Annotated in this window: 22 protein-coding genes; 14 read left to right on the forward strand and 8 right to left on the reverse strand. The window is 41.6% G+C overall.

The genetic code is table 11. The features are described 5' to 3' along the window. Positions 1–125: 125 nt before the first annotated feature. Entirely contained in the window at positions 126–671 is a 546-nt protein-coding gene (locus tag QI031_RS09255; protein ID WP_281484887.1) for an NADPH-dependent FMN reductase, read from the reverse strand. A 440-nt stretch (positions 672–1,111) separates the two neighbouring features. Between QI031_RS09255 and ftsH the strand changes: the two genes are divergently transcribed. Beyond that, positions 1,112–3,025, forward strand: coding sequence for an ATP-dependent zinc metalloprotease FtsH (ftsH, locus tag QI031_RS09260; RefSeq protein ID WP_281484888.1), 1,914 nt, complete (start codon positions 1,112–1,114; stop codon positions 3,023–3,025). A 386-nt stretch (positions 3,026–3,411) separates the two neighbouring features. Next, positions 3,412–3,798 (forward strand): hypothetical protein, encoded by a 387-nt coding sequence (locus tag QI031_RS09265; RefSeq protein ID WP_281484889.1) that lies wholly within the window; start codon positions 3,412–3,414, stop codon positions 3,796–3,798. 11 nt (positions 3,799–3,809) lie between these two features. On the opposite strand, the gene QI031_RS09270 is transcribed toward QI031_RS09265, so the two are convergent. Continuing rightward, on the reverse strand, positions 3,810–4,391 hold the full coding sequence (locus QI031_RS09270) for a hypothetical protein (RefSeq protein WP_281484890.1): 582 nt from the start codon (positions 4,389–4,391) through the stop codon (positions 3,810–3,812). A 193-nt stretch (positions 4,392–4,584) separates the two neighbouring features. On the opposite strand from QI031_RS09270, the gene QI031_RS09275 reads away from it, so the two are divergent. Next, the gene (locus QI031_RS09275) at positions 4,585–5,172 is read left to right on the forward strand and encodes a hypothetical protein (RefSeq protein ID WP_281484891.1); all 588 of its coding nucleotides are present in this window, start codon (positions 4,585–4,587) and stop codon (positions 5,170–5,172) included. Positions 5,173–5,175: 3 nt separating this feature from the next. Here the strand turns inward: QI031_RS09275 and QI031_RS09280 are convergent, their stop codons facing one another. Further along, positions 5,176–6,426 carry a glycosyltransferase family protein gene (locus QI031_RS09280; protein WP_281484892.1) on the reverse strand — a complete coding sequence of 417 codons (1,251 nt, stop codon included), beginning with the start codon at positions 6,424–6,426 and terminating at the stop codon, positions 5,176–5,178. A 298-nt stretch (positions 6,427–6,724) separates the two neighbouring features. Here QI031_RS09280 and QI031_RS09285 point away from each other — a divergent pair, with 298 nt between their 5' ends. Together QI031_RS09285 and QI031_RS09290 are read left to right on the forward strand one after the other, a co-directional pair. Continuing rightward, the gene (locus QI031_RS09285) at positions 6,725–10,711 is read left to right on the forward strand and encodes a magnesium chelatase subunit H (protein ID WP_281484893.1); all 3,987 of its coding nucleotides are present in this window, start codon (positions 6,725–6,727) and stop codon (positions 10,709–10,711) included. A gap of 54 nt (positions 10,712–10,765) precedes the next feature. Then, positions 10,766–11,341, forward strand: a complete 576-nt coding sequence (locus tag QI031_RS09290) for a Uma2 family endonuclease (protein WP_281484894.1) — start codon at positions 10,766–10,768, stop codon at positions 11,339–11,341. 22 nt (positions 11,342–11,363) lie between these two features. Here QI031_RS09290 and QI031_RS09295 read toward each other — a convergent pair whose 3' ends face one another. Further along, positions 11,364–11,846, reverse strand: a complete 483-nt coding sequence (locus QI031_RS09295) for a hypothetical protein (RefSeq protein ID WP_281484895.1) — start codon at positions 11,844–11,846, stop codon at positions 11,364–11,366. Positions 11,847–12,568: 722 nt separating this feature from the next. Between QI031_RS09295 and QI031_RS09300 the strand changes: the two genes are divergently transcribed. The 7 genes from QI031_RS09300 to radC all read left to right on the forward strand — a co-directional run bounded on the left by QI031_RS09300 (position 12,569) and on the right by radC (position 15,167). After that, positions 12,569–12,793: an addiction module protein gene (locus QI031_RS09300; protein ID WP_281484896.1), complete on the forward strand. Its 225-nt coding sequence runs from the start codon at positions 12,569–12,571 to the stop codon at positions 12,791–12,793. Continuing rightward, positions 12,790–13,086 (forward strand): type II toxin-antitoxin system RelE/ParE family toxin, encoded by a 297-nt coding sequence (locus QI031_RS09305; protein WP_281484897.1) that lies wholly within the window; start codon positions 12,790–12,792, stop codon positions 13,084–13,086. The genes QI031_RS09300 and QI031_RS09305 overlap by 4 nt, the downstream gene beginning before the upstream one ends. A gap of 164 nt (positions 13,087–13,250) precedes the next feature. Next, positions 13,251–13,373: a hypothetical protein gene (locus tag QI031_RS09310; RefSeq protein WP_281484898.1), complete on the forward strand. Its 123-nt coding sequence runs from the start codon at positions 13,251–13,253 to the stop codon at positions 13,371–13,373. Positions 13,374–13,403: 30 nt separating this feature from the next. After that, a complete protein-coding gene (locus QI031_RS09315) occupies positions 13,404–13,604 on the forward strand; it encodes a hypothetical protein (protein WP_281484899.1) in 201 nt (66 codons plus the stop codon). Positions 13,605–13,645: 41 nt separating this feature from the next. Continuing rightward, the gene (locus tag QI031_RS09320; protein WP_281484900.1) at positions 13,646–13,864 is read left to right on the forward strand and encodes a ParE family toxin-like protein; all 219 of its coding nucleotides are present in this window, start codon (positions 13,646–13,648) and stop codon (positions 13,862–13,864) included. Between the two features lie 237 nt (positions 13,865–14,101). Next, on the forward strand, positions 14,102–14,248 hold the full coding sequence (locus QI031_RS09325) for an addiction module protein (protein ID WP_281484901.1): 147 nt from the start codon (positions 14,102–14,104) through the stop codon (positions 14,246–14,248). Positions 14,249–14,432: 184 nt separating this feature from the next. After that, entirely contained in the window at positions 14,433–15,167 is a 735-nt protein-coding gene (gene radC / locus QI031_RS09330; protein WP_281484902.1) for a RadC family protein, read from the forward strand. Here radC and QI031_RS09335 read toward each other — a convergent pair. From QI031_RS09335 to QI031_RS09350, 4 genes are all read right to left on the reverse strand, one after another. Then, a complete protein-coding gene (locus QI031_RS09335; RefSeq protein ID WP_281484903.1) occupies positions 15,161–15,493 on the reverse strand; it encodes a hypothetical protein in 333 nt (110 codons plus the stop codon). The two genes, radC and QI031_RS09335, sit on opposite strands and share 7 nt — an antisense overlap. Before the next feature lie 487 nt (positions 15,494–15,980). Next, the gene (locus tag QI031_RS09340) at positions 15,981–17,381 is read right to left on the reverse strand and encodes a carotenoid oxygenase family protein (protein WP_281484904.1); all 1,401 of its coding nucleotides are present in this window, start codon (positions 17,379–17,381) and stop codon (positions 15,981–15,983) included. 271 nt (positions 17,382–17,652) lie between these two features. After that, positions 17,653–18,123, reverse strand: a complete 471-nt coding sequence (locus QI031_RS09345) for an ester cyclase (RefSeq protein ID WP_281484905.1) — start codon at positions 18,121–18,123, stop codon at positions 17,653–17,655. Positions 18,124–18,156: 33 nt separating this feature from the next. Next, complete coding sequence (locus QI031_RS09350) at positions 18,157–19,329, reverse strand: pyridoxal phosphate-dependent aminotransferase (RefSeq protein ID WP_281485972.1); 1,173 nt, start codon at positions 19,327–19,329, stop codon at positions 18,157–18,159. A gap of 214 nt (positions 19,330–19,543) precedes the next feature. Between QI031_RS09350 and QI031_RS09355 the strand changes: the two genes are divergently transcribed. Next, on the forward strand, positions 19,544–20,833 hold the full coding sequence (locus QI031_RS09355) for a carbamoylphosphate synthase large subunit (protein WP_281484906.1): 1,290 nt from the start codon (positions 19,544–19,546) through the stop codon (positions 20,831–20,833). 254 nt (positions 20,834–21,087) lie between these two features. Then, positions 21,088–23,001, forward strand: coding sequence for a GTPase family protein (locus QI031_RS09360; RefSeq protein WP_281484907.1), 1,914 nt, complete (start codon positions 21,088–21,090; stop codon positions 22,999–23,001). The last annotated feature ends 9 nt before the right edge of the window (positions 23,002–23,010 follow it).

Here is a 23,010-nt window from a genome sequence, read left to right on the forward strand (position 1 = left end):
GACATTGTGTAATTAATTCTGTCTGGTTACTTATCACCTGCAAGAGTCAGTTGTTTTTGATCTGGTTTAATACTCAAAGCCACTTAATAACAACTGACCACTGACCACTGACAACTGACAAAACTTTAAGCAACACCTCGTAGCTTACGAGTGTTATCAACTAGGCTTTGAGCAAATTGGTCAAACCGTTGGGAAAGTTTTTCATCCAACAATTTGCCTTCAGGATTAAAAGCACCCCAAGCTTGTCCAATGGCAATTTGCTCTGGAATTACCCATCCATGTACCCATCGAATAATTAGTCTAAGGTCATTGAGAGCATTACTATTAGATTGACCACCCAGTACACTAATTAATCCTGTGACTTTATCGGATAGTTCATCAAAACTCATCAAGTCCAGAGCATTTTTGATCACACCACTAACGCCACCGTGATACTCTGGTGTTGCCAAAATTAGTCCGTCGGCATTGCTAACAGCATCACGTAACCGCTGAACGTCTGGATATTCTGGATACTCTTTGCCACCATTACAAAATGGTAACTGTAACTGCCGTAGATCTAATATTTCGACCTCTACACCTAAAGCTTCTACCCGGTGCGCTGCTACTTGCAAAGCCAATTGGGTATAAGATTCGGGTCTTAAGCTACCACCAATACCAGTAATTTTAACCATAATTCACAATTCACCCAGCAATATTAACTAAATTGGCTGCCACAACCAGAATTTATGAAAATGCGTAGTCATTATGACTATGATTATAGTAGCGATTTATCTTTTCATAGTCAAACCTAACAATGCCATTCAGTTGTTTAATTCTGATTTGTGACTTAACCCAATAAGAAACGTTATAATTTCTACTCTACAAGCCTTGTACTGTAATCATCCAACCAAAGATAAAAATTACCCTAAGAGCGAACGCAATGACAATTGGGCATTTTTTTACTTGGAGTACTCTAAATTAAAGTATGCATTCCTTAAGTAACATGGGGAAAGTTTTGCCTAGAAGTTAGACTAGATTAGAAAATAGTGATTTTCAGTTATGGCGATTTTTGCTAAAAGAATAGGCATAAAACCAGCACTTGGCTGATGCCACCAGACAAAGGGTAATTATTATGAAAAATTTCGGGAAAAAGGCATTGATAAAACAGCATTCACCAAAGCGTGTTGCTTGGACTGGAGCATTAGCGGCAAGTTTGCTCATGTTACCGAGTATTTTTGGTGGTACTCCCGCCTTGGCACAGCAAAAAGCAGACCGCGACTCCTTAACTTATGGTCAGTTAATCCAAAAAATTGATAAAGAAGAAGTTAAAAAAGTAGAATTAGACGAAACTGAACAAGTAGCAAGAGTATATCTCAAAGGACAAAAAGGACAACAGCCAAATACTTCACCGATTGAGGTGAGACTTTTGAACCAAAATACAGAATTAATTAATAAATTAAAAGCAAAAAATGTTGATTTTGGTGAAGTTTCTTCTGCCAACAGTAAAGCTGCTGTAGGGCTTTTAATTAATTTGATGTGGATTTTGCCATTAGTAGCTTTGATGCTGTTGTTTCTGCGTCGCTCTACCAATGCTTCTAGCCAAGCCATGAACTTCGGCAAATCTAAAGCCCGCTTTCAAATGGAGGCCAAAACCGGAGTCAAGTTTGATGATGTCGCAGGTATCGAAGAAGCTAAAGAAGAACTGCAAGAAGTTGTCACCTTCTTGAAGCAGCCAGAAAGATTTACGGCTGTAGGCGCGCGTATTCCTAAAGGAGTATTGTTAGTTGGCCCTCCCGGAACTGGTAAAACTTTATTAGCAAAAGCGATCGCTGGAGAAGCAAGTGTACCATTTTTTAGCATTTCCGGCTCAGAATTTGTGGAAATGTTTGTTGGTGTGGGTGCATCCCGCGTCCGCGATTTATTTAAGAAAGCCAAAGAAAATGCTCCTTGCTTGATATTTATCGACGAAATCGATGCCGTCGGACGGCAACGGGGGGCTGGGATTGGTGGCGGTAACGACGAAAGAGAGCAAACCCTCAACCAGTTACTCACCGAGATGGACGGCTTTGAAGGCAACAGCGGCATCATTATTATTGCTGCCACTAACCGTCCAGATGTCTTGGATACAGCTTTATTGCGTCCTGGACGCTTTGATCGACAAGTAATTGTAGATGCACCAGATCTTAAAGGGCGACAAGAAATTTTAAAAGTCCATTCTCGGAATAAGAAAATTGACTCTAGTGTATCTTTAGATGCGATCGCTCGCCGGACTCCTGGTTTTACAGGTGCAGATTTAGCTAACTTACTCAACGAAGCGGCAATTCTCACTGCTAGAAGACGCAAAGAAGCAATCACTATCCTAGAAATTGATGATGCCGTAGATCGGGTAGTCGCGGGTATGGAAGGTACTGCTTTAGTAGACAGTAAAAGCAAACGATTGATTGCCTACCATGAAGTCGGACATGCTTTAATAGGCACATTACTTCAAGACCATGACCCTGTGCAGAAAGTCACACTGATCCCACGAGGACAAGCATTAGGATTAACTTGGTTTACTCCCAACGAAGAACAAGGGTTAGTTTCCCGTTCTCAACTCAAAGCCAGAATTACTGCTACTTTGGGTGGACGCGCCGCTGAAGAAATTGTTTTTGGTAAGCCAGAAGTAACTACGGGTGCTGGCAATGATTTACAACATGTAACAGGAATGGCGCGGCAAATGGTGACAAAATTTGGTATGTCAGAGTTAGGCCCCTTATCCCTAGAAAATCAAAGTACAGAAGTATTTTTGGGGCGCGACTGGATGAATAAATCAGAATACTCTGAGGAAATTGCTGCCAAAATTGATTCGCAAGTGCGTGAAATTGTCAACAATTGTTACATCAAGGCAAAAGAACTGTTGCAAGAACATCGCATAGCATTAGAACATCTAGTTGATTTATTAATAGATCAAGAAACCATAGACGGCGAACTATTCCGCCAAATAGTCACAGAACATATTCAATTAGATGCCCAAATAGTTGATGAACAATTATCTGTATCTCATTAAAGTCCCGCCGCCGTTTGTTACCAGTTGTCAGCGATGCGCTGAGTTTCGACACTTCGACAGGCTACTTCGACTACGCTCAGTACAAGTCAGTGCGGCGCTGCGCGGTAATCGAGTTTCGACTACGCTCAACTGCCGCGAAGTCGAGATTCAACTACCGCGCAGTCGAAGTGTTGTCAGTAGTAAACACAACTGACCACTGACGCGAAATTCCACCTCTTAAAGTGGTGGAATGAGCTTAACTATATTTAGTATTGATTCTCCTAAAAAAAACAGGAGATTTGCCCAGCAGTGGAAATCCTGTTAGCCTTTAGGCTTAAAATTGCTTAAGGGGTCAATTGATCATCGCAAAAAAATCAAGTTGACCATTTGCAGGATTTATCCACGCCATGCTGACTGAAATTTTTCCTTTCCGTTTTGAATTGGATACGATCGCGATCGCTGGAGCTAGTTTGTGGTCATTGGCTTTATATTTAGCTTTTTCCCCCGTTAGTGAATGGGTAACAAAGCAGCTAGACCGTTGGTTTAACTTTGCCGAGCGATCGCTTTATACGAGTCAGTCAGAATTTGAAAAGACTCGTAAAGCCAGAGAATCCCAAAATGCTTTTTACGCTTCACTGTTTAGCATTATTCCGTTTTTGGTCTTTGGCGCTTTATGTAACTGGGGTTTAGAAGTAAGTTTAGGTCAAAGTTGGGCAATTAGTACAGGTATCCTTGCCTGTATTGGTTCTGGCATTTATGAACTGGGGCGACGGGATGGGCAATCTTCGGATTGATTCCTGGTAAATTAGTAATATTGTTCAAGAACCTTGTTCAAGGGTGGCTTAATATTATAAAATCTCCCCTTATCTCGAACTATCACTTCAACAACTGCATAAGCGAGATCGTGAAAAAATGCTTTAGAAGAGCCAATTTCGCCAAATGCACCTAAATTAAAAGAAATTTCACCAGAGCCAAACATGTCGCTAACTCCAGATTCTTGAAGCTTTAATCTTGCACCTTCAAGAATACTACAGGCGTACTCTTCAGTTATGCCGACTCTAACTATATCTAATGATGATGCAAGAGAAGTGTTGAGTTGGCGTTCTGACTCAGTGGAAATACTAATCTTCAATATTAATTTACCAGAGTCGTTAGGCTCAAAAATAGCACCTAAGCAGCCATACAAAAATCTAGCTCCTAAAGGCGTTAATATCTCAATCATTACTTTTCTTGGAAATATCGAACCAATTTTTGCATTATCAAGTATAGTTAGTATCTTTTCATCTACTACAGGATAAAAAACAGTTCGGGAATCTCTAGGAAAATATGATGGTTCATCCTGCCAAATACGAGCTTTTCCAGCTAATCCTAAATCAAGTACTTTCATGTTGACTCAATTCCCCAACCTTTCGTCCAGTTTCTATTGAAATCTTCTGGATAAATCTTCATTACTTCAGAATTTAACTAGAATAAGTAAATGGACAAAAATATTTATAGTCATTACTTCGCTCGAGATAACGTTGTGTAATTAATTATGTGCGGTTACTCATAGAAGAATACAATTTATTAAAAATACAATTATGAAAAAAGCTTTAGTCAGCTTGGGATTAGTTTCAACTGGTATTTGGGCGATATCATCTGTAGCTGCTTTATCAGATAGTTGCTTAATTCAGAATCAATCTAGCAAAATTCCCCCTGAAATACTCAAAAAAATCTCTCCTGAAGAAAATAATCGATTGGCTATATTTCAACAACGTCCACTAACATCAGCTTCGGAAAAAGAAATTAGACAAGCTGCTGTAAACTATACCCTTGCTCACTCGTGCCAATTCAAGATTCTCAGCGGTACACCAGAAGCAATTTTTGCCCGTCCAATCAAAGTTGCTGAAATTCCTGCCACTGGCTTTGGTGAATTTGATTTTATAGGTAAAGAACCGCTAATGATGTTAGTAGTAGTCAAAGGAAACTTTGACATTAGCAGTTCTGGTTTTGGGCTTCCTAGTTTTCAAACTTCAAATTCTCCTCGTTTAACAAAGTATACTGCTTATATTTTTGACCTCAAGTCTGGTATACCGATTTTTTCCGCAACTGGACTAACAGGAAAATACTTTCGTAATGCCCTTAACGACTCAAAAATACCAGATGATTTAAAATCTGTTGGGCTTTAATTATTATTCGATTTCTTCACACACAATCTGTGCAATCTTACTTGCTGCTCCACTTTCACCTCTAACACTCTGTAGTTTGGCTCGCATTTCGTCCAATTTTTGCGGATGATCCAACCAATCTAAAACCATTTCTCCAACTTCTGATGCTTGGAGTTTACCTACAAGTTCTGGAACTATCTCTTCTTTTGCCCAAATATTTGGCCAAGCTAATAAACCTTTGCGTCTTAATACAAGCCAGTTAATTGCCTTTGCAAAGGTTGAACCTACTCCTGGTAAATTAGCTAATAACCCTGGTAAACCATCCCAAGAACGCATAGCATCAAGTTGTTGTGTCGGGAGCAAAACAATCATTGGCACACCTAAAGCACCTAGTTCAGCTGTGTTTGCTCCTACTGTAGTCAGACAAATACAGCATTGCGATAATAATTGATATGCAGGGGTTTCTTGCCATAATTCTATAGTTAAGCCCTTTTCTGTTTTGAGTCTTGGGTTCTGCGTACCTTCCTTTGGGACAATTAAGGAAGCACCATTGAAGCCAAAAGTTTTAGCAAAAGGGTTTTTTTGAGGATCGGCAAAACTAGCTAAAGTTTGTAAATCCAAAGTTGGGGCAAGGGGAATCACAAACTTAGTTTGGGGTCTTTTGGCATGGATGTATTCAGCGATCGCTAAAGTTAATGGTACGCCTTGAGCTAATTTTGCTGCTTTAGAACCAGGGAGTAAACCAATCAATTCAGTTTGAAGTGATGAAGTGATAGGCATCTCGGCTGCTTCTAGCATTAAGTCGCCAACGATGGTGAATTTGTGAGCATATTTTGCAGAGGCATTTTTAATAACTGTCGCTTTCATCACTCCAAAGCGGTCAATCCAATTGTGCCAACGTGCCTCCCATTCGGCGTAAACAACTGTGCGATAGCCCAATTTTTTGCCGATGACTACAGGAAAAATTTGGTCGCCACCGAGAAAAACCACTACACCACGACTTCTCCAATCCCAATTCTCATAAGTTTTTCCCCAAAGCAAGAATTGCCAAAAATGCTCTGCTCCCTGGACTCGATCTACTTCTGGGTAGGATAAGGCGATCGCAGCTTCTTTACCTGTAGCATTGGGACAAGGTGATAAAACTACCGAAATCCTCACTACAGAACGGTCATCTCCTAATTTTTGCCGTAGTGCTTTGACAACTGGACGCACCCACGTCGTTACCTCACCAGGGCCATTCGAGAGAATTAAAATATCAAATCCTTGTTTAGTCATTATTTATCAATTAGTCAGTAACTATTTACCCCATGCCCCATGCCCAATGCCCCATGCCCATAAAAATATATTAATTTTTTGTTACAAATACTGAGTAATTACTTTTGCCATTCTCAATATTCAATAATAAATATTTCATTTTTTATATCGAATTGTGTCAGATAGACGATAAAATTCCCACTGTGTAAGGTTTTTCTGATAAAAAACTCTTATTGCCGAAGAGAGAAACTCACTTTTAGCGTCTAAATGCCGCTAAGAACTTTCAGTAGAGAACACGCATCAAAGGAGCCGAGGAAGCATGTTCACCCACGTCAAGTCCACCATTAGACACATTGCGCCAGATAACTTACGCGGACGTAATTTAATCAAGGTGGTCTATGTCGTGCTTGAGTCCCAGTACCAGAGTGCATTGTCGCAAGCAGTTAGGGCGATTAATTCTAACCACCCCAACTTGGCGATTGAAATCAGCGGGTACTTGATTGAGGAACTCCGTGATCCAGAGAACTATGAAGAGTTCAAACGGGATATGGAGAGTGCAAATATATTTATCGCCTCACTTATTTTCATAGAAGACTTAGCACAAAAAGTAGTTACAGCAGTTGAACCATATCGCGATCGCTTGGATGTCGCTGTTGTCTTTCCCTCGATGCCAGAAGTCATGCGCCTTAATAAAATGGGCAGCTTTTCTTTGGCACAGTTGGGTCAGTCTAAGAGTGTGATCGCCCAATTCATGCGGAAACGCAAAGAAAAATCCGGTGCCGGATTCCAAGATGGGATGCTGAAGCTTTTGCGAACGCTACCCCAAGTGTTGAAGTTCCTCCCAATGGATAAAGCACAGGATGCGCGGAATTTCATGCTCAGTTTTCAGTATTGGTTAGGAGGTTCTCCAGAAAACCTGGAAAACTTCTTGTTGATGCTAGCTGATAAATATGTATTTAAAGATGTAGAGAAACAAAATTTTGCATCTGCAACATATCAAGCGCCAGTGGTTTATCCCGATATGGGGATTTGGCATCCTTTGGCTCCCAACATGTTTGAGGATGTGAAAGAATACCTCAATTGGTACACAACCCGCAAGGATATCCCTAAACAGATCAAAGATCCCCTAGCTCCCTGTATTGGATTGGTACTACAACGTACCCATTTAGTGACTGGTGATGATGCCCATTATGTGGCGATCGTCCAGGAGTTGGAATCCTTGGGAGCAAAAGTATTGCCAGTATTTGCTGGTGGTTTGGATTTCTCCAAGCCTGTGGATGCTTACTTCTACGAACCGAATACCAGCATGGCGTTAGTAGATGCAGTCATTTCGCTGACTGGTTTTGCCTTGGTGGGTGGCCCTGCTAGACAAGACCATCCCAAAGCCATTGAGTCACTCAAACGCTTAAATCGTCCTTACATGGTGGCTTTGCCTTTAGTCTTCCAAACCACAGAAGAGTGGATGGATAGCGATTTAGGGTTACATCCGATTCAAGTAGCTTTGCAAATTGCCATTCCCGAATTGGATGGGGCGATTGAACCGATTATATTATCAGGTAGAGATGGGGCAACCGGGAAAGCGATCGCCCTACGCGATCGGGTTGAAGCTGTAGCTGAACGCGCCTTAAAATGGGCAAGTCTGCGCCGCAAGCCGAAACTGGATAAAAAAGTCGCCATCACCGTTTTTAGCTTCCCACCAGATAAAGGCAACGTGGGAACTGCTGCTTATTTAGATGTATTCGGTTCCATCTACGAGGTGATGAAAGCCCTGAAAAATAACGGCTACGACTTACCAGAGTTGCCAGAATCAGCCGCAGCGTTGATGCAAGAAGTCATCCATGACGCTCAAGCACAATATAGTAGCCCTGAACTCAACATCGCCTACAAAATGTCGGTTCCTGAGTATGAGGCACTCACACCCTACTCTCAACGCCTAGAAGAAAACTGGGGCGCACCTCCTGGACATCTTAACAGCGATGGGCAAAATCTACTGGTTTACGGTAAGCAATTCGGTAACGTCTTTATTGGTGTACAACCGACATTTGGTTACGAAGGTGACCCAATGCGGTTGTTGTTCTCTCGTTCTGCTAGTCCACATCATGGGTTTGCTGCTTACTACACTTACCTGGAGAAAGTTTGGCAAGCTGACGCAGTACTGCACTTTGGTACTCACGGTTCCTTGGAATTTATGCCAGGTAAACAGATGGGGATGTCTGGTGATTGTTATCCAGATAACTTGATTGGCTCAATTCCCAACTTGTACTATTACGCAGCCAATAACCCCAGTGAGGCAACAATTGCCAAGCGTCGCAGTTATGCCGAAACAATTTCCTACTTGACACCGCCGGCAGAAAATGCTGGTCTGTATAAAGGTTTGAAGGAACTCAGCGAGTTAATTGCTTCTTACCAAACCTTAAAAGATAGTGGACGCGGCATTCCCATTGTTAACTCGATCATGGATAAATGCCGGATCGTGAATCTGGATAAAGATATCAATTTGCCAGAAACCGATGCCAGAGACATGAGTGCCGATGAACGGGATAATATTGTGGGCAATGTCTACCGCAAGTTGATGGAAATAGAGTCTAGGTTGTTGCCTTGTGGTTTGCATGTGATTGGGAAACCGCCAAGTGCAGAAGAAGCAGTTGCAACTCTTGTAAATATTGCTAGTCTAGATCGTCAAGAAGAAGAAATTGTCAGCTTACCGCGAATTATCGCCAACAGCATTGGACGCAACATTGACAATATTTACCACAATAACGACAAAGGCATTTTAGAAGATGTCCAGTTGTTGCAAGATATCACCTTAGCAACCCGTACCGCAGTTGGGGCTTTGGTGCAAGCACAAACTGATGCTGAAGGACGAGTTTCTCTAGTGTCCCGGTTAAATTTCTTTAACATGGGTAAAAAAGAACCTTGGGTAGAAGCATTGCATCAAGCAGGTTATCCCAAAGTCGATACCGCAGTTCTCAAACTATTGTTTGAGTATTTAGAATTTTGCCTCCAACAAGTGTGTGCAGATAACGAATTAGGCGCTTTACTCAAAGGCTTAGAAGGGGAGTATGTTCTACCTGGCCCTGGTGGCGACCCCATCCGTAACCCGGATGTCTTGCCCACAGGCAAGAATATCCATGCACTCGACCCCCAATCCATCCCCACTACAGCAGCAGTCCAATCCGCCAAAATCGTTGTAGATAGGTTACTAGCACGCAACAAAGCAGAGAACGGCGGTCAATGGCCAGAAACCATCGCCTGTGTTCTTTGGGGAACCGATAACATCAAAACCTACGGTGAATCCCTAGCGCAAATCATGTGGATGGTGGGCGTGCGTCCGGTTCCCGATGCCTTGGGACGGGTGAACAGGTTGGAATTGATACCTTTAGAAGAATTGGGACGACCCAGAATTGATGTAGTAATCAACTGTTCTGGTGTCTTCCGCGACTTGTTTATTAACCAGATGAACCTTCTAGACCAAGGGGTAAAAATGGCGGCTGAAGCAGATGAACCAATAGAAATGAACTTTGTTCGCAAACATGCTTTGCAGCAAGCCCAGGATATGGGGATTAATCTGCGTCAAGCAGCAACCCGCGTCTTCTCCAACGCTTCTGGTTCCTATTCGTCAAATATCAACTTGGCGGTGGAAAACAGTACTTGGGACAGCGAAGCCGAATTACAAGAAATGTACCTGAAACGGAAATCATTCGCCTTTAACTCCGATAACCCCGGTATGATGGACGAATCCCGGCAGATTTTTGAAAGTACATTAAAAACTGCTGATGCAACTTTCCAAAATCTCGATTCTTCCGAGATTAGTTTAACGGATGTTTCTCACTACTTCGATTCTGACCCCACCAAGCTAGTTGCAAGTCTGCGGGGTGATGGTAAAGCACCATCATCTTACATTGCAGATACCACCACAGCTAACGCTCAAGTCCGCACATTATCAGAAACTGTGCGCTTGGATGCTCGTACCAAATTATTAAATCCCAAATGGTATGAAGGGATGCTATCTCATGGTTACGAAGGTGTGCGCGAACTTTCCAAACGATTGGTAAATACAATGGGTTGGAGTGCGACAGCCGGCGCTGTGGATAACTGGATTTACGAGGATACTAATGAAACCTTCATCAAAGATGAAGAAATGCAGAAACGGTTGATGAACCTCAATCCCCATTCTTTCCGCAAAGTTGTATCAACTTTGTTGGAAGTGAATGGACGCGGTTATTGGGAGACTAGCGAGGAGAATTTAGCTCGTCTGCGCGAGTTGTACCAAGAAGTTGAAGACCGAATTGAAGGGATAGACTAGGATTAATGGGCAGGCATTAAAGCCTGCCTTAATTTTTCAATCTGAGATATGACAATGAATGCTTTAACCGTCAACCTTCAATCAGTATTGGAACTGACAGATGAGCAGTTTTTTAATCTATGTCAGGCAAATCGTGACTTGAGGTTTGAACGCACTGCAACCGGAGAATTAATTATCATGCCACCAACCGGGGGAGAAACCGGAAATCGTAACGCTGGGCTAACTGCTCAAGTTTGGATTTGGAATGAGCAAAATAAACTGGGTATTGCCTTTGATTCCTCTACAGGTTTTAAACTTCCCAATGGTGCAGACCGTTCACCTGATGCTTCTTGGATAAAGTTAGAACGATGGGATGCTTTAACTGAACAAGAAAAACAAAAGTTTCCACCCATTTGTCCTGATTTTGTTGTTGAGTTACTTTCGCCAAGTGATAGTTTGAAAGTTGCTCAAGAAAAGATGAGGGAATACATAGATAATGGTATGCGTTTGGGTTGGTTAATTAATCGTAAATCTCGACAAGTGGAGATTTATCGACAAGGGAGAGAGGTTGAGGTGTTGGAATCGCCTGTTACCTTGTCAGGGGAAGATGTTTTACAGGGGTTTATTTTAAAGATTGAAGCGATTTGGTAACTGAATAACATACCTTTCACTATTATGAAAAGTATTTGTAGTGTTCGTTTTCTGCTATTTCACTGAGTAATCTTTTCCACTGTTCATCATTTTTGGAAATATAATTTGCTACTGTGCCTACACCTACAAATGTGGTAATAGCCAGCAAAAATGCACCTAATGAAAATCCAAATTCAGCTCGGAAAAATAGTATAATTGAGCAAATGAAAATCGAAATAGTAACAAAAAATATAAGCCAAAATAAGATATTTCCTACAAGTTGTATAAAATTATTATTTCTCTGCTTTTTAGATAGATATTTCATTAAACCAGAATTTGCAAAAGATTTATCAGCTATATATTTGAGATGTTCGCAGTGTTGTATGCTATCTTCAATATTTTTATTTAGTTGTATGCAGCGTTGACGTATACTTTTTGTTTTATCCTCGTTACTATTATGCTCTGATACAGCACCTAAAGCCAAATCTATTCCAAATTCTGAAGTAGTCCCTCCAACTAAAGTCAATAAAGTACCTATAGTTGCAGTAATTATAGGAAATCTATTATTTTTTTCAGTACCTTAAAGTACTTCATCTAGGTTTATTTTAATTTTGTTTAAATTGTCTTGACAATTAATAATATGCCGAAGTTGTTGCTTCATGAGGTTAGTATTACCAAAAGTAAGGTTTATACTTACATCTATTTCTTTGACTTTATTTTCTAAAGCAACTAAAAGATTTTCTAAGGTTTCCATGATTAAATATATATGCGATTAATTTAGGTACGCAGTATAGCTTTATAGGTTATATTTCCCTAAAACACATTAAAAATAACAAAAAGTCTACGGTTACTTGTTTTCCACTTTGCAATTGCACTCTCGAATATTGTGCAACGGCTATCAAATAATAGCTATGAGTTCAGGCTTTAGTTTAAGTAGCGTCTACAGTGCAATCATAGAATCAGCGATCGCTTGATTTTTGAGGTATGATGCAAAGCGATCGCACCACTCTTTCATAACAAGTGATTGCTTTATGTTTGAGTTTTTCTGCAAAGCGATCGCACCACTCTTCCACAACAAGTGATGTCTAACGACAAGCTGTTACGCATCTACGCTTTATTTTCGAGGTGTTCTGCAAGGCGATCACTCTATTGGGCTTCAAAGCAAATGCAGCATTTGATTTAATAGACAAAATCTTGTCCGCTATATTTAAGGTGTACCAGTTGCTTCCTCACTCCAAGTTAATCAGTATGGATATCACAGCTACTTTGAACGAAATCGCAACTCTTAGTGTTGAAGATAGAATCCGTATTGTGCAGGCAATTTGGGATAGCATCGCAGCAGAGCAAGTTTACCCTGATTTAACCGATGCACAAAAGCAAGAGCTTGATCGTCGAACTGCTGACTATGATTCAAATCCAGATAATGTGCTGACTTGGGCAGAAATCAAAGCATCAATTAAGAGGGAGCAATGAATTATGTCCTGGTGTTTCGCCCAGAAGTTCGAGAAGAACTCAATGAGGCGCACAGTTGGTACGAGAGCCAAAAACCGGGACTGGGCGACGAGTTTTTAGACTGTGTAGACGAGACAGTGAATCGAATTGCTCAGATGCCAGAATCCTATGTAATTGTCTACGGTGATATTCGACGAGCAGTAGTGCGACGATTTCCCTATGCTGTGTACTATCGGATTGTGTTGAGTCGAGTCATAGTGACGGCAATTTTTCATAGTCGCAGAGATCCAAAATCCTGGCAGACGCGAACTTAACACTACAATGCAGTAAATAGGCAGAGTTTCTATTGCTGAGTTCAAGGTTGCTTACCTCTGCTAACTTTTGCAACTTTATTGTGGCGATCGCTTGATGTTTGAGTTTTTCTACAAAGCGATCACATTACTCTTCCATAACAGGCAATGTATAAGGACAAGCCGCTATGCGTCTACGCTTTATTTTTAAGGTTATCTACAAAGCGATACCTATGGTGAGCTTCTCTACAAGACGCTTCGCGATCGCTACATTAGTTACAACGCAAGAACAATCGGTAGGCAAGCTATAATTTATTCTAAAGTGAAACTGACATCCCTTTATGTTAACGCTTGAGCAAATTGAGTCCGCCATTCTTCAACTGTCACCTGATGAGTATAAAAAATTCATAGAGTGGTTCGCTGATTTGGACTATCAACGCTGGGATCAGCAATTAGAGAAAGACATTGCTGATGGAAAATTGGAAGCTTTAGCGCAGGAAGTGATCGCTGAGTTTAAGGCGGGTCACTGTCGGCAAATCTGATGCACTATACGACGCGACGTTTCTAGCAATGTTACAATACTTTGCCTGAAAATGTGCAACAGACTGCCGATCAATGCTATGAGTTACTGAAAACAGATCCGTCGCATTTATCACTCCATTTCAAAAAGATTGGCAACAAGTATTGGTCAGTTCGAGCAGGACTAAATTACCAAGCTTTAGGTGTTGAGGTAGAAGGTGGAATTTCGTGGTTTTGGATCGGTACACATGCAGAATATGACAAGTTGATCGATAAGTTGTAACTCTGCATAACAAATCCTTTTATTGCCAAATTTTTGGCTGACATGCAGAAGGTGAGTTTGCCTTGTCTGTAACAGGCGATGTCTAACGATAAGCCACTGCGCGTCTACGCCTTGTCTTTGAGGTGTTCTGCAAAGCGATCGCTGTGTTAGGTATCAAAGTAGATACAGCGTTGAGTTTGATGGGCAAAATCTTGTCCGGTATATTTAAAGTGTACCAGTCGCTTCCTCACTTTTACTTTGAACGAAATCGCAACTTTGAGTGTTGAAGATAGAATCCATCTTGTGCAGGCAATTTGGGATACCATTACAGCCGAGCAAGTTTACCCGGATTTAACTGATGCAAAGAAACAAGAACTCGATCGCCGAATTGCTAATTTTGAATAACTAGTCAACCCTTAAAATTGCTTTTTTCTGACTTTTTCAGCAAACCCTAATTAAGAACTGTTATATACAAAAAAGGGAAATTTTGCCAAGATTAAAGATTTTCTCCAATAAAGATGATTTCTATAGTAAACAAGGGATAACTAAAAATAGTTCTATTTAAGGTAACTATTCTCTTAGTTGTTCTATGACCTACTGCCTCAGAATTGCTGATATACCAACAAACGAGCGTCCGCGTGAGCGATTGATAACTCATGGTCCCAAAATTTTAGCCACAGCCGAGTTAATAGCAATTCTTCTAGGCACTGGTCAAGGCCCAGGCAAACTTTCAGCCGTAGGTTTAGGACAATATTTGTTGCAGGAATTGGGTAAACACCAGCGCGATCCCTTAGCAGTTTTACGAGAAGTTACCCCAGCAGAATTAATGCAAATTCCTGGTATTGGCCCGGCGAAAGCGACAGCTATTCTAGCAGCCATTGAATTGGGTAAACGCGCCTTTCAATCTCGTCCCTTAGACCGCACACCCATCGAAAGCCCACTTGCAGCCGCAGCCGCACTGAGTCAAGATTTGATGTGGCAAGCGCAAGAACGTTTTGCAGTGGTGCTATTAGATGTCAAAAATCGCTTATTGGGTACACAAATAATTACTATTGGTACTGCAACCGAAACCTTAGCATCTCCCCGTGAGATTTTTCGAGAAATTATTCGTCAAGGAGCAACACGGGCAATAGTTGCACATAATCATCCCTCTGGTAACATTGAACCCAGCCAAGAAGATATCGAATTAACACGCCAATTACTGATAGCGGGGCAGTTTCTAGCAATACCCCTGTTAGATCATTTGATTTTAGGTAATGGCAACCACCAAAGTTTACGTGAGGTGACGACTTTGTGGGATGAATATCCCCAAGGAGATCAATAAGACGTGAGTTCGATGAACCTCTCCCCAATCCCTCTCCGATGCTGAGAGCTACGGTGTACACACAAGTCATCTAAAACTGCCCCATTGACTAACAATGCGATTGTATCGGCTGACAATGCCAATGTCTCGACTGACAATGCGATTGTATCGGCTGACAGTGCCAATGTCTCGACTAACAATGCGATTGTATCGGCTGACAATGCCAATGTCTCGACTAACAATGCGATTGTATCGGCTGACAGTGCCAATGTCTCGACTGACAATGCGATTGTATCGGCTGACAGTGCCAATGTCTCGACTGACAATGCGATTGTACTGGCCTGCAAAAATTAACCCACCTGACGTTACACAGCAACTCTAAAAGACTTGTGTGTACACGCTAGCACCGTGGGGAAGAGGAATGGAAGCGGGGTTTTTAAAGCCGTCGAACTCACGTTAATAAGTAGTCAGACAGAATTAATTACACAAAGTCATTGCGCTAAGCGTAAAGCCTACGGCATAGCTACGCTTAGCGCGTAGCGTCTCGTTAGAGAAGCCATGCCCAAAGGGCTTTATGGAGCAAAGCGGAATGTAGACACGAAGTGGCTTCCCGTAGGGTAGCAATCGCAGCAGCTAGACTTTGCGATTGCTTCGCTTCATTTCATTACGCTCGCAATGACAAAATATGTTTTTACACATTTGGGATGCTCCCAAAATATATAAGGTGTACTGAGTTTTTTTCAAAAATCAAGTATCAATTCTGTAGTATTTTTAGTATCCAGTGAATGCTAGTAGGGACACAGTGTTTTTTGTCCCTACTCTCATAGTGGTAATTTAACTAGAAAAATTCAACTGTTCTTCCGAAATCCAAGTTCCGTGAAATCCATAGGGTACTCGCTGGGGAATTAGCACCCGCGCCACAGGTTCAGCAGTCATATCTTGGGCATTCACCACTACCATTTCAGAAGTTTTGGAACTTTGATCATGAACAAAAGTGATTAGCCAGCCGTCATCTTCAACTGTACTACCAGGACGAGGAACAAATACCGCTTCACCACCATAGCGTCCCTCTCCAAATTCATGGGTTTTGGACTTGCCCTTACTGAGGTCGTACTTAATGATGCCGTCTAAGAGAGGCTCAGTACTGTTTGCCATCCTAGCAGTATAGCCATATTGGGTGTTTTGTCCTAAAAAGTTTTCGTTGACGCGGGGAAATTCCGCAGGTACATCATCGAGCATTTCTTCGCGTACTGTGCCATCATTTAGGTTAAATCGCCAGCGATGCAAACGAGGAATATTTCCTTCTGGATCAAGTTCTGTCTCTTTACTAGTTAAAACATTAGTAGAACTCATGCGACAGGCGATAAGTACAACTTCGTCTTCTTCTTCGTAAGCGTTGAGGGTATGAAAAACGTAGCAAGAGGGACACTCAAACCAGCTAATGCTACTATTATCGCCGTAACGAGGAACAATACCAAAGCGACTGGGGCGATCGCGCTCAAACAAAATTGGAGGTTTTCCCCGTTGCGCTCGTTTGGCGCTATAAGTCAACGGTAAATCCATAAAAATTGTGTAATTTTCAGTGATGGCAAAATCGTGCATCATCACGCTCGTCGGTAAGTCAATCGGTACTGTGCGTACTAACTTGCCTTCTGTAGAAACTATGCTGTATTGCAAATATGGTGGCTCGAAGGAGTAGCCAAAGAACATCATCTCACCGATAATTGGGTCTATCTTGGGGTGAGCAGTAAAAGCAGAATTGAGTTGACCATGATAAGTGTACTCACCAATTGTCTTTAAATCAGGAAGCCTGATTACATAAGGCGCACCTCCTTCCCACAGCGCTAACATTTGACCTGCGTGCCATACAAGAGCAGTATTGGCAGTATTTTTTTTGCTAATACCGTGGGGAACTTTTGTTTGCTGTGGTTCTAGAAGTCCAGTCCAGATTGCTTTATTGGCTTGTTTCTCGATTTTCCATCCAGTTGTTCGCACATAGCGGTTGCTATAAGTTGCTTTGCCGTCGCTAATTCGCACACCATGTAACATCCCATCCCCATCAAACCAGTGATATTGGCCAATGGGTGCATGTTGAGGATTCGGGCCATTACGCACAAACATACCCGATAGTTCAGGGGGGAGATGACCTATTACTTCTAGGGTGTCACTGGTAATTTCTTTACGGACAGGGGCAAAATTTCCTTTAAGATATGGATTGGTCGCAGTTATTGTCATTGTGTTAATTGTGAGAGCGAGTAAATCTGATAGTGGCACTTTTTCAATAATAATTAGCGATCGCCTTTATGGTTCTTCGCAATACAATTTTTATTTTTTAGAGACTACCTATCACGACCTAACATTAGGTATTTCTATTCATAACTACCACTACGCCCTAGAAATTCTAGACTTTTAATGCGATCGCCAATATACTAGTTTAGCTTTCATCATGGCTGCTGTTTGACAATATGGCGATCGCAACTACAAACCTTTACTTATTTGCGCCGTCCTACTTAAATAGTCTGGACACAACACCTCTCAAAATATGTGGTAACATTTTTGGACTTGGTAAGAAGATTATCCCTAACTGCTGCATCAATCCAAGTACATCTCCCTGTCCCCAATGCTCTACAATTTTTCCGTCTTCTACTTGATCAATGTGCATGATTGACAAGCTGATTTGCTTACCCGTTGGTGGAAGACCCTGAAACTCTCCCAGATGCTTCGCTGTGAATGTTCCGCACGTTACCACTTTATCGCCTGAAACGATGATCTCATCAAAAGTGTGTTGCCCTTGACTAAAAGCTAAATAAAATGACATCCCAAACTGCTTGAATCCTTCCCCATCTAATGGCTCAGGCACACCCGCCAAATGAGCAACAAAATTCGGAGCCAGAAGTTCTAAGGCTTGCTCGATTTTGCGATCATCAAAGGCTTTGTAAAACTGAAGAACGATCTTTTTGTTGTGTTCAGTCAGCATAGGAGATTGGATTTTGAGCTAAATACGGGATGTCTACGACGAGCTAAGCCTACCCACAAATTTCTCTAATCTATCCATGCCCTTTTCAATAGTTGTCATATCTGTGGCATAAGAAAGACGAATATTGTCATCAGCACCAAAAGCAACTCCGGGTATGACTGCAACTTGATGTTCTTCTAAAAGAGCATTACAAAATTCTAAAGATTTAAGACCAGTTTTGCTAATATCTGGAAACAGATAAAAAGCGCCATCTGGTTTAGCGGTACTCAATCCGGGAATGGCGTTGAGTCTATCTAACATCACTTGTCGCCGTTTAGCAAAAGCTTCAAGCATTGACTTTACACAGTCTTGGGAATTTTGTAATGCCGCGATCGCTCCATATTGGGCAAAGGTACACACATTCGATGTACTATGCCCTTGAATGGTACTTGCGGCTTTGATAATCTCCACTGGCCCTGCTAAATAGCCTAGTCGCCATCCAGTCATTGAGTAAGCTTTCGCAAACCCGTTACTAATTAAAGTCCGGTGAAAAATTTCTTGACCTAAAGAACCAATGCTGATATGTTCTGCACCGTCGTAGAGAATTTTTTCATAAATCTCGTCGGAGACAACATAGATATCTGCATCGACTACTACTTGTGCTAAAGCTTTAATTTCCTCTGGCGTGTACACCATCCCGGTAGGATTAGAGGGAGAATTAAGAACAAATAACTTGGTTTTAGGTGTAATTGCTTTGCGTAGTTGTTCGGGAGTAATTTTATAACCCGTTGAAGCATCTGTATGGACAATTACTGGTACACCACTGACTAAAGTTACCATTTCCGGATAGCTTAACCAGTAGGGAGCCGGGATAATCACCTCATCGCCCGGATCAATTAGCGCCACCATTAAGTTGTACAGAGAATGCTTACCGCCGTTAGTGACGATGACATTCTCTGATTTGTAATCAAGACCGTTATCAATTTTAAGCTTGTGGGCGATCGCTTCCCTTAACTTTGGTTCTCCGGCTGCTGGGCCGTACTTGGTTTTACCTTCATCCAAAGCTTTTGCTGCTGCGGCTTTGATATGCGCTGGGGTGTCAAAATCTGGTTCTCCAGCGCTAAAACTACAAACATCTACTCCATCCGCCTTTAGTGCCTTAGCTTTAGCTGCGATCGCTAAGGTTAGAGAGGGTGTCACCTGACTTACTCGTGCTGCCAGTTTCATTACTGCTTTATTTGGCAAATCTTTCACTGTTCTTAGGATATCCCATAATTGCAACTGAGAACTGAGAAATCAGAAAAATGAGAGCAATATTGCTCTTTTATCTGCCTAATCTCCCTTTCTCTTGATAGATTCAATGTAATTAAAAAAGAGTTAAATATAAACAAAAAGAACCTGTAATCATTCTGTAACTTAGGGGAATTTATCATTTTTTTCTATGAAATCAACATTAAATTTTGATTATTTTCAAGGAAATTCTTTTTCTGATTTGTTTGCTGAAGATATTAAAGATCTATCTTATGCTTTCATCCTCAATTACCCTGCAACTGCCAGTTGGGCTGCGTACCCAAATACACAAAAGTATCTGATTCAAGATGGTAGTGATGAAGCTACCAAAACCTCTTTCAATAAAATCCACCAGAAAGAACCTTGGAAAAACTTGGCTGTATTAGGCGATGCGATTCCGGGAATTATAATTAGTTTACCGCCAAAATTGCTACTTGATTATTGGCGGGAACATTTTGGTTTTAGTTACACCAATATAGAAGTATTAGAGCGATCGCGTTATCTAGATGATCTCAACTGTAGCGATGGCTGCGCCAACGCCTTCGGCGAACGCTTCGACAAATTGATTACTTTATTTCCCTTTGATCATCTGCAACCAGCAAAACATGCTGTTGATCCAGATATTCATTATCACTTGCTCAATAAAGCAACGCTAGCTGAGTTGGGAGTACCACATCCCAAATATAAAACTTATAATTTACACTCTTTAAGTCTTGCAGATATTCCCTTACCGCAGCAATTTCCATATCTAATCAAAACGTCCCACGGACTTTCAGGAGAAGGCACTTATATTATTAACAATACCAGCGATCTAAATTATTGCTTTGCAGAATTAAGAAAGTATCTCGATATTAAGTTACTAGATACAATTATTGTCTCAGAGTTCGTCGAAAATATAGTGCAGAACTACTGTGTGCAGTTTTATCTTAGTAAGACAGGAGACATAACCCTGATTGGTACTACTAGCCAACTCGTCACTTCAGAAGGCGATTATTTGGGAGGGCTAATTCACTATCGCCATACAGATATGAGTATATTTTTTGAGATGATTGCTGCCATTGGGAAAAACGCCCATCAACAAGGTTATTTCGGTATTATTGGCTTTGACGTGCTAGAAGATCAAAGCGGACAGTTTTATGTAATCGATGCTAATTTTCGAGTCAACGGTTCGACTCCATTATGTCTACAGCGTCATACTCTATTGGGATTGGGGAAGGAAGTAGCTAAGTATTCCAGTAACTATCAAATAGATGGCACATTGGAATCAATGTTAATGAATTTGCAATCAGAATTAAAGCGTAAAGATTTGATAATTCTGTCAGCAAAAGAGTTAGTTAGATATGGCAAAATTTATACCGAAATTTATGGGATTGTGACTGGAGAAACGATTGAGTCAATGCAGCAGATTGAGCAAAAGTTACAGAAAAAACGATTACGGTGATTTTTGGGAAATTAAAATAGGACTCACGCAAGAACTCTCTGAAACTCTTATTTCTCTGTGTTCTCTGCGTCGCGCCAGTTGCTACCCTGCGGGAAGCCGCAAAGCGTCTACAAGTCGGGGAACCCGACGACAGTCGCTTCAAGTCGGCAAAGCCGCCCACAGCGCTGTCTCCCCAACGCACTGGCTTCTCTGCGGTTTAATTTTCCGTTACTGGTGCAAAAGTTAAAAATTAATTTGAAACTGGGTACAGAATAATGGTGCGATTAAAAATATGGCAATGGGTTGTATTGGCAATCCCGATCGCTTTTATAATTATTTTTCTTTTAGTATCCGCAGGATTGCAAATTCACGCCTGGGGTATTAATTGGATTTGGGGTATATTCACGCTGATATTCGTGGGCTGGCGTTGGTTGTTAGTCAAGTGGACTCAACCTGCACTTAAGCAGATGGAAGCCGTAATGGTAGAAGTCAGAGAAGATCTAGTATCAGCCACAAATAATACAGCCGGGCTACCAGGAAGAAGCGACAACACTCAACAAGCAGAAACCGCACTGCAAGGGATTTTAAAAGCAGCACAAAGCGATCGCCCGATTTGGGAAGATTGGACAACGTTTTGGCAAAGATGTCAAGATTTAGTGACGGCGATCGCTCGTATTTATCATCCTGAAGTTCAGTATCCTCTACTTAATATTTACGTTCCCCAAGCTTACGGACTGATTCGAGGAACCGTAGATGATCTTGATCGGTGGATGCAGAAGCTATCACCTGTCCTGAATCAGGTAACAGTTGGACAAGCTTACCAAGCTTACGAAGTTTACCAAAAACTAGAACCGTCTGCTCGGAAATTCTGGCGAGTTTGGAATTGGGCGCAGTGGGTTTTAAATCCGGTAGCTGCGGTTGCTAATCGCGCCACCAAAGGCTACAGCAACCGGGCAACTGAGCAACTTTTGGTAAATTTGGGTCAAATGCTTCAAGAAGCTGCTTTAAGGAACTTATGTAACCAAGCGATCGCTCTTTATGGCGGTAATGCATTCCCAACTGCTACAGCCACTGTTACCACACCTGCATTACCGAAAGCGAAAATCCAAACCCTGCGAGATATCTTAACTCAAGCAAAACCAACAGCAGCAGTTGAGCAAAAACCCGTCAGTATTCTTTTGGTGGGGCGGACGGGATCTGGTAAAAGCAGCTTGATTAACACTTTGTTTCAAGCTGATTTGGCAAATGTGGATGTCCTACCTAGTACCGATAAAATTCAAAATTACCAATGGCAAACTGCAAACAAAGAAACATTAACACTTTGGGATACTCCCGGTTACGAACAAGCGAATCGGGAAGATTTCCGTAAATTAGTACTTGACTATGCAACAAATGCCGATTTACTGCTACTTGTGACTCCTGCCCTCGATCCAGCTTTGCAAATGGATGTAGACTTTCTCAGAGATATCAAAGCAGAAATTACAGATTTACCAGCAATTGCGATCGTCACTCAAGTAGATCGTCTACGTCCGATTCGGGAATGGCAACCGCCTTATGATTGGGAATTGGGCGATCGCCCCAAAGAAGTTGCGATTCGGCAAGCTACAGAATATCGCACTCAAATGTTAGGACAATTTTGTAATTTGGTTTTACCGATTGTCACCAGCGATATGCAAACAAATCGAGCGTCTTGGGGAATAGAACCATTATCCTTAGGATTAATCGAGGCGATCGCCCCTGCCAAACAACTGCGGCTAGCTCGTTTTTTACGTAACTTAGAAGCCCGTACCGTCGCCTCTGCTAAAATCATTGACCATTACACCTTTCAAATGGCGACTACCCAAGGACTCACATCATTACTTAAAAGTCCTGTGCTTCAGTTCATTTCTACTTTATCTACCGGATCTCCAGCTTTGGCATACGTACTTGCAGAACAAATTCCCGTAGAACAGTTACCCATTGTGATTGGTAAATTGCAAATGGCCTATGAATTGTTCTCGCTTTTGCATGTTGGCGATGCAAATAAACTTAACTTTGACTTACTAGCCCTGTGGCCAATTTTACTAGAAAACCCTGCCTCCCCAGAGCGTAACGCTTGGGCATTTGGTCATGCGATCGTGGAATACTGGACTCAAAATCTAACGATTGCACAACTTAGAAAACGATTCGAGTATTACTTAGTGTCTTAGTGGTGAAAA

Source organism: Halotia branconii CENA392 (assembly GCF_029953635.1).
GTDB classification, from domain to species: domain Bacteria; phylum Cyanobacteriota; class Cyanobacteriia; order Cyanobacteriales; family Nostocaceae; genus Halotia; species Halotia branconii.